9 protein-coding genes are annotated in these 7,748 nt (G+C 39.8%); 6 read left to right on the top strand and 3 right to left on the bottom strand.

Annotated elements, in window-relative coordinates; translation table 11 throughout:
- Nucleotides 1-236: efflux RND transporter permease subunit (locus C1642_RS19615; RefSeq protein WP_228153918.1), on the bottom strand; the 236-nt coding region annotated here is incomplete at its 3' end.
- Complete coding sequence (adeA, locus tag C1642_RS14775; protein ID WP_001169086.1) at nucleotides 233-1,423, bottom strand: multidrug efflux RND transporter periplasmic adaptor subunit AdeA; 1,191 nt, start codon at nucleotides 1,421-1,423, stop codon at nucleotides 233-235. The genes C1642_RS19615 and adeA, both read right to left, overlap by 4 nt.
- A gap of 145 nt (nucleotides 1,424-1,568) precedes the next feature.
- On the opposite strand from adeA, the gene adeR reads away from it, so the two are divergent.
- The 3 genes from adeR to adeT1 all read left to right on the top strand — a co-directional run bounded on the left by adeR (nucleotide 1,569) and on the right by adeT1 (nucleotide 4,536).
- Complete coding sequence (gene adeR / locus C1642_RS14770; RefSeq protein ID WP_032018224.1) at nucleotides 1,569-2,312, top strand: efflux system response regulator transcription factor AdeR; 744 nt, start codon at nucleotides 1,569-1,571, stop codon at nucleotides 2,310-2,312.
- Nucleotides 2,313-2,343: 31 nt separating this feature from the next.
- Nucleotides 2,344-3,417, top strand: a complete 1,074-nt coding sequence (gene adeS, locus C1642_RS14765) for a two-component sensor histidine kinase AdeS (RefSeq protein ID WP_103236508.1) — start codon at nucleotides 2,344-2,346, stop codon at nucleotides 3,415-3,417.
- Nucleotides 3,418-3,540: 123 nt separating this feature from the next.
- Nucleotides 3,541-4,536 (top strand): putative multidrug efflux protein AdeT1, encoded by a 996-nt coding sequence (gene adeT1, locus C1642_RS14760; RefSeq protein ID WP_000373596.1) that lies wholly within the window; start codon nucleotides 3,541-3,543, stop codon nucleotides 4,534-4,536.
- A gap of 73 nt (nucleotides 4,537-4,609) precedes the next feature.
- Here the strand turns inward: adeT1 and C1642_RS14755 are convergent, their stop codons facing one another.
- On the bottom strand, nucleotides 4,610-5,635 hold the full coding sequence (locus C1642_RS14755) for an AraC family transcriptional regulator (protein WP_103236507.1): 1,026 nt from the start codon (nucleotides 5,633-5,635) through the stop codon (nucleotides 4,610-4,612).
- A gap of 191 nt (nucleotides 5,636-5,826) precedes the next feature.
- Between C1642_RS14755 and C1642_RS14750 the strand changes: the two genes are divergently transcribed.
- The 3 genes from C1642_RS14750 to C1642_RS19610 all read left to right on the top strand — a co-directional run.
- Nucleotides 5,827-6,741: an alpha/beta hydrolase gene (locus C1642_RS14750; RefSeq protein ID WP_103236506.1), complete on the top strand. Its 915-nt coding sequence runs from the start codon at nucleotides 5,827-5,829 to the stop codon at nucleotides 6,739-6,741.
- Nucleotides 6,742-6,771: 30 nt separating this feature from the next.
- Nucleotides 6,772-7,632, top strand: coding sequence for an SDR family NAD(P)-dependent oxidoreductase (locus tag C1642_RS14745; protein ID WP_103236505.1), 861 nt, complete (start codon nucleotides 6,772-6,774; stop codon nucleotides 7,630-7,632).
- Nucleotides 7,633-7,677: 45 nt separating this feature from the next.
- Nucleotides 7,678-7,748 (top strand): hypothetical protein (locus C1642_RS19610; protein WP_228153927.1); only part of this gene is annotated, 71 nt, incomplete at its 3' end.

The following is a 7,748-nucleotide window of genomic DNA, read 5'->3' as shown; positions in this document are numbered from 1 at the left end:
TAGTAGAGTAGATTTTTTACACCCGATAATTCGCGCTCAATTAAGGTTACAACGCTATCGTTAATGGTTTTAGCTGTAGCACCAGGATAAGTCGCACTAATATTCACCTGTGGCGGGGCCACACTTGGAAAACGTGCAATTGGCAGTTTAGGAATGCTCAGCAATCCAAATATAATAATAAAGATCGCGATAACCCAAGCAAAAACGGGACGACGAATAAAAAATTGTGACATCATGGTTGCGCCCCCTCAGTTATAGAAGTTTTGGTTTCTACACTTGAAGCATGATTTGCCACGGCTGGTGCTTTCCATGCTGCCAATGCCAATTTTTGATTTGGCTTAATACGCTCAATACCTTCAACAACGACTTTGTCACCGACTTTCAAGCCTTTGTTAGCGATATAGAACTGCTCATATTGCTGTCCAATTTCGATAGGACGAATTTCCGCTGCCCCTTGGGCATTGATGACATATACTTGAGGCTCGCCACTGATATTACGTTGGATCGCTTGCGCCGGAACCAATAGCGCTTGAGGAATAGAAGCACGGTCAATATTGACACGCACATACATGCCCGGAAGTAATTTTCGTTCAGTGTTATTAACTTCAATACGGAATGTGACATCGCCCGTTTCCGGGTCAACATTAATATCTTCAAACAACATTTTTGCTGTGACGTTATAAGGTTGCCCGTGGCTATTGGTAATACGAACGGTTTTGTCACTATTTGCTGATAATTCACCACTTTGTAGCGCAGCTTGTAAGCGCTCATACTCACTAACTGATTGCTTAACATCAACATAGACTTTATCAATCTGTTGAATAGTTGCCATCGTATTGGTATCGCCCTGACCGACCAATGCACCTTCAGTGACAAAAGATTGCCCAATACGCCCAGAAATAGGCGCTCGAACTGTTGCATATTGCAGATTCAAGTTTTGTCTGGCCAGCAATGCTTTCATTTGAGCGACATCAGCTAGAGCCTGACGATATTGAGCTTGGGCATTACTCACTTCTTGCTTACTAATTGCATTACTTGGTAACAGCTGCTCATAACGTTCTAGCTGAACTTTGAGTCTTGCTACCTCAGCTTCAGCTTTATTGAGAGAAGCTCTATTGCTATTTACATCGGCCTCAAATGTCTCGGAATTAATTTTATATAAGGCTTGCCCTGCTCTAACTTCACTACCCTGTTTAAATAAAACCTTTTCAATGATACCTCCGACTTGCGGACGGATTTCCGCCGTACGGAACGCATGTACACGTGCAGGAAGATTTTCACTAAAATTTACCGATTGCGGTTGAATGCTTAATACACTGACTTTAGCCGGTGGTGGCTCAGCTTGAGCGACTTCTTTTGAATCACACCCCTGTAATATCAGCCCAATAGATAAAAATAAAGGAAGTAAAAGATGCTTTTGCATACTGTCCAAACCTAGTGAGTTTTTGATGTTCGTATTATTTTTGATGAGTGTGTAGGGATAATCACTAAAGTGTGGAGTAAGTGTGGAGAAATACGGATAATTTAGCGTATGATGAGTTGAAGCACTTTCTATAGCCAGATTTTTTATGTTTGATCATTCTTTTTCTTTTGATTGCCAAGATAAAGTTATTCTTGTGGTAGAAGATGACTACGATATTGGCGACATTATTGAAAATTATTTAAAACGTGAAGGCATGAGTGTTATTCGGGCCATGAATGGAAAGCAAGCGATTGAATTGCACGCTAGCCAACCCATCGATTTAATCTTACTTGATATTAAATTACCCGAATTAAGCGGTTGGGAAGTATTAAATAAAATACGCCAAAAAGCTCAGACTCCCGTGATCATGCTGACGGCGCTAGATCAAGATATTGATAAAGTTATGGCATTACGCATAGGTGCAGATGACTTTGTGGTGAAGCCTTTTAACCCAAATGAAGTCGTCGCTAGAGTTCAGGCAGTTTTAAGACGTACTCAGTTTGCAAACAAGGCAACTAATAAAAATAAACTCTATAAAAATATTGAAATTGATACCGACACTCATAGCGTTTATATACACTCTGAGAATAAGAAAATCTTGCTTAATCTGACGCTGACTGAATATAAAATTATTTCATTCATGATTGACCAGCCTCATAAAGTTTTTACGCGCGGAGAACTTATGAATCACTGCATGAATGATAGCGATGCACTAGAGCGAACCGTAGATAGCCATGTAAGTAAGCTGAGAAAAAAACTAGAAGAACAAGGCATATTTCAAATGTTAATTAATGTGCGTGGCGTGGGATATAGGCTAGATAATCCCCTAGCTGTAAAAGATGATGCCTAAATAATATTAAAAAATAGCTAGGGAATATTTTATGAAAAGTAAGTTAGGAATTAGTAAGCAACTTTTTATTGCCTTAACTATTGTGAATTTAAGCGTTACGCTATTTTCTGTAGTACTGGGTTATGTCATTTATAACTATGCGATTGAAAAAGGCTGGATTAGTTTAAGCTCATTTCAACAAGAAGATTGGACTAGTTTTCATTTTGTAGACTGGATTTGGTTAGCCACTGTTATCTTTTGCGGCTGTATTATTTCATTAGTGATTGGCATGCGCCTTGCAAAGCGTTTTATTGTGCCAATTAACTTCTTAGCCGAAGCAGCAAAAAAAATTAGTCACGGCGACCTCTCTGCTAGAGCTTACGATAATAGAATTCACTCCGCCGAAATGTCGGAGCTTTTATATAATTTTAATGATATGGCTCAAAAGCTAGAGGTTTCCGTTAAAAATGCGCAGGTTTGGAATGCAGCCATCGCACATGAGTTAAGAACGCCTATAACGATATTACAAGGTCGTTTACAGGGAATTATTGATGGCGTTTTTAAACCTGATGAAGTTCTATTTAAAAGTCTTTTAAATCAAGTTGAAGGTTTATCTCACTTAGTCGAAGACTTACGGACTTTAAGCTTAGTAGAGAACCAGCAACTCCGGTTAAATTATGAATTGTTTGACTTGAAGGCGGTAGTTGAAAAAGTTCTTAAAGCATTTGAAGATCGTTTGGATCAAGCTAAGCTAGTACCAGAACTTGACCTAACGTCCACTCCTGTATATTGCGACCGCCGTCGTATTGAGCAAGTTTTAATTGCTTTAATTGATAATGCGATTCGCTATTCAAATGCAGGCAAACTTAAAATCTCTTCAGAAGTGGTTGCAGACAACTGGATATTAAAAATTGAGGATGAAGGCCCCGGTATTGCAACCGAGTTCCAAGACGATTTATTTAAGCCTTTCTTTAGATTAGAAGAATCAAGGAATAAAGAATTTGGCGGCACAGGTTTAGGTCTTGCTGTTGTACATGCAATTATTGTGGCACTGAAAGGCACTATTCAATATAGCAATCAAGGCTCGAAAAGTGTTTTCACCATAAAAATTTCTCTGAATAACTAAATGACTTCCTGATCCCAAGCTGTCTTTTGACTTTTTACCTTAAAATTTTTATTGAAATGCCATATCTAACCTTAACCAGATTTATAAAATAATTTTTATAATTTAAATAATGGATAACTAGATATGGATCGTTTTAAAGCTATTTTACTTATTACAAGTACATGTTTAACAACAACTCTTTATGCCAAACAACAAGTCGTCTGTGTGTTTGACCCAATTGGTAAATCGGGAGACGCTTTCGCTTTAGCCAAAGATTATGCACTTGAAGCAAAAAATTGGGGAGCTGATCTATCTTTAAAAGCATATGTTGATGAACGCGTGGCAGCTGAAGATTTGAAAGTTGGAAAATGTGATGGCGCTATTATTAGCGGTTTACGTGGCCGTCAATTTAATAAATACACAGGATCTTTAGATGCGGTTGGTGCATTAACAAATATGAAAACGGCAATTAATGCCTATAAGCTGTTGTCCTCACCCATGGCCGCAAAAAACATGGTGGTAGGTCCTTATGAAATTGCAGGTTTAGGCACAATTGGTCCTGCCTATTTATTTGTAAATGATAGAAGTATAAATACTCTCGCCAAAGCTGCCGGTAAAAAAATTGGAGTATTTAAATACGACGAAGCCCAACCAAAGCTTGTTCAACATGTCGGTGGTCAGGCTGTATCGGTAGACGTTACCAATGCCGGTGCAAAATTTAATAACCATGAAATTGATATTGTGCCCGCTCCTATTGTTGCGTTTAAACCTTTTGAACTCTACAAAGGTTTAGGTGAGAAAGGAGCAATTGTTCGTTTTCCTTTGACTCAAATTTCAGCAAACTTCATTATTCGTAAAGACCAATTTCCAGCAGGTTTTGGGCAAAAGTCTCGAACTTGGGTAGCCAGCCAACTCAATAGAACATTTGGTATTATTGCCAAATATGAAAGTGATATTCCTTCAAAATATTGGATGGATATTCCGAAAAATGAACAATTAAACTATATGAAAATGATGCGCGAAGCACGTATACAGCTAACCAAAGCAGGTATCTACGACCCCAAAATGATGAATTTTTTGAAAAAAGTAAGATGTAAAGAAAACCCAAGTAATTTTGAATGTGCCTTAAACGATGAATGAACACTCAAAACATCTGCATATCTTTTTTAAAGCATTTGTATAGACTTAAAAGGTAGGACCTATAGTATAAGTTCTACCTTAACTCATTCATTTCTTCTCTAGCTTGTTGTGGTGTTTTACCCGACCACTCTTTATAAGCCCGTGTAAATGGGCTGTGTTCGGCATAACCTAACAGTAAGGCTATTTCTACAATTTGTAGCCTTAGATCTTTTAAATACGATTTTGCCAATTCGTAACGGACAGTATTTAATTCTTTCCGAAAATTCGTACCTGCCTCGGTTAAACGGCGTTGCAAGGTTCTACGTGAATAATTTAATCGCTCTGCAAGCTGTTCAATAGTGGGTTCGCCTTGATGAAGTAAGTAAGCAATCTGTTTACGAACTTGATCTGTAATTTCATCAATATGTGGCAGACTTGCCAGTAATTTGTCGGCATGTTTTTCAAGTATGGCAACTAAGGCCGCGTCGGAGTTTTTAAGCGGTAGACTTAAGATTTCCTTATCGAAACGCATCAGTGCCACGGGTTGCTCAAAAAGCACAGGACAACCAAAATACTCCTCATAAGGCTGAACATTTTCAGGCTGTTCATGAATAAAATGTATTTCTTTAAGTCTTCCTTTTCCTCTAATAAGGCTACGGCAAAATTGAACTATAACGGTACGGCCAGTTTCGTCCGATAAAGGGCCGACCTGCTCACCTTTTGTATCCCATGAAAGTTCTACATATTCAGTATAAATACGAACAGTGGCTGGATAAACATCATAGACAAGCCGCTGATATCGCTCAAACCTTTCTAAAACCGCCCCCAGATTTTCACAAGCAAGAAATACGGACCCTAAAACACCTAGATGCTGTGCTGTAATGGTTTGCCCCACATGTAAACCAATGAAAGGGTCATTTAAATAATCTTTAGCAATAATGAGAAGACTTTCCCAATGATCGATATCTACGCCTTCTAAATGATTTGAATCTGCTTTAGGCCATGGTTCACCCAGTACCTTTTCTGGGTCATGTCCTAGTTTTTCCAGATATTCAAATAATAACTGAACATAGATTTCAGAAATCCTTCTTCTATACAACGGCTTATTCAATCCATTCATTCCGTATAGTTCTAATTTGGCGCCAATTATCAATTAGTGTACTTAAAGCTTTTAAACAAAAGCAAATAACTAAAAATACCTGCTCAATCCAAATTTTGGCGCAAAGTGTCAAGCAATATGGCAGCTTTCATCAAGCCCTATCTCATTATTTTTCAGAAGATAGCGTTATAGCCAATATTGAGAAAAATACGATGGGTAAAAGTCTAAATAATGTGCCCCAAGCGCCACTGGATGTTCAGTTTAATTCAAATGGCATGAAATGCAGTGCCTATTTATATCGTCCAGCGACCGAGGCCACTACACCAATTATTGTGATGGCGCACGGTCTGGGTGGTACTCGAATAATGCGTTTAACCGCTTTTGCAGAGCGCTTTGTGGCAGAGGGTTATGCTTGTTTAGTATTTGATTATCGCTATTTTGGTGATAGCGAAGGACAACCTCGACAATTACTAGATATAAAAAGTCAGCTCAAAGACTGGAAAGCTGCCATTGCCTATGCACGTAGCCTAGACAAAATTGACCCAAACCGCGTAGTTATATGGGGGACTTCTTTTGGTGGAGGCCATGTGCTGGCAACAGCTGCTGATGATAACCGACTTGCTGCTGTTATATCACAATGCCCCTTCACTGATGGTTTCTCATCTAGCATGGCAATGGACCCGATAACGACCCTCAAACTCACGGGACTCGCTTTAAAAGACAAGATTGGATCAATACTCGGCGCCAAGCCAGTCATGGTACCTCTTGCAGCACCATCAGGACATACAGCATTAATGAATGCACCTGATGCTTATTCAGGCTATCTCGCACTCATGCCTTCAGGATCAAATATACCAAACTATGTCGCTGCACGTTTTGTACTCGACATCATACGCTATTACCCGGGCCGTAAGACATCACGTATTCAAGCGCCCGTGTTGTTTTGTGTCTGTGATACCGACTCTGTTGCCCCCTCAAAAACAACATTGCGTCATGCGAGCCATACACCTAATCATGAAATTAAGCACTACGCCGATGGTCATTTTGAAATTTACGTTGGAGAAGCTTTTGAGCGTGTTGTTCGTGATCAGATCGACTTTCTTAAGCGCATCGTTCCAGTCAAGTAACAGTAAATTTAAAACATTTGGAAAAAGACCATGAAATATGACCTGAACAAAAAAGTTGTTTTAATTACAGGAGCCGCTGGAGGGATTGGTGCAGCAACAGCCCGTGAATTTTATGCATTAGGTGCAAACTTGGTACTCACCGATATGCAACAGGAAGCTGTAGATAAACTTGCATCTGAATTTGAGGCGTCTCGTATTTTACCATTAGCGCTAGACGTTACTGATGCAGTAGCCACAAAAGATGTAGTCCAGAAAACGATAAAACACTTTGGACACCTTGATATAGCTTTTGCCAATGCAGGTATCTCATGGCGTGATGGTGCTTCGACAATTGCTAGCTGTGATGAAGCTGAGTTCGATAAAATTGTTGAGGTTGATTTACTGGGTGTCTGGCGCACAGTCCGTGCTGCCTTACCAGAGGTGACCCGTAATAAAGGACAAATCCTCATAACCTCTTCTGTTTATTGCTTCGTCAATGGAATGGCAAACGCTCCATATGCCGCTTCAAAAGCGGCAGTAGAAATGCTCGGACGCTGTCTCCGTACAGAGATTGCATATACTGGCGCAACCGCTAGTGTTGTCTATCCGGGCTGGACAGCAACACCAATCGCTAAGGTTGCCTTTGGGGGTAACGCAACTGTAACGGAGATGATTGAAGCAGCATTTCCGGCATGGTTACGCAAGCCTATTTCTCCGGAATATATGGCGCAAGCAATTGTAAAAGGTGTACAACGCCGACAGCCACGCATTTTTGCTCCAGTGCGCTGGGTTCCGTTCTCGATATTACGCGGAATGTTTAGGGTAGCTAGTGATGCGATGGTTATACGCCACAAGAAATTGCAGGGATTACTTCAACAACTTGAAAGTGAATCTAAACCTGTCCAGAAATAATCCATTGCCTTAAAGCTCATTTATAAAAATGTCTGGAAATCTGATATGTCTAAATACAAATTAAAAGATAAAGTTGTCGTAATTACAGGTTCAACAGGTGGACTAGGACTTGCGAT

Source organism: Acinetobacter sp. AKBS16, from assembly GCF_002899995.1.
Lineage (GTDB): Bacteria > Pseudomonadota > Gammaproteobacteria > Pseudomonadales > Moraxellaceae > Acinetobacter > Acinetobacter baumannii.
This window is presented reverse-complemented; position numbering and strand designations above follow the sequence as displayed.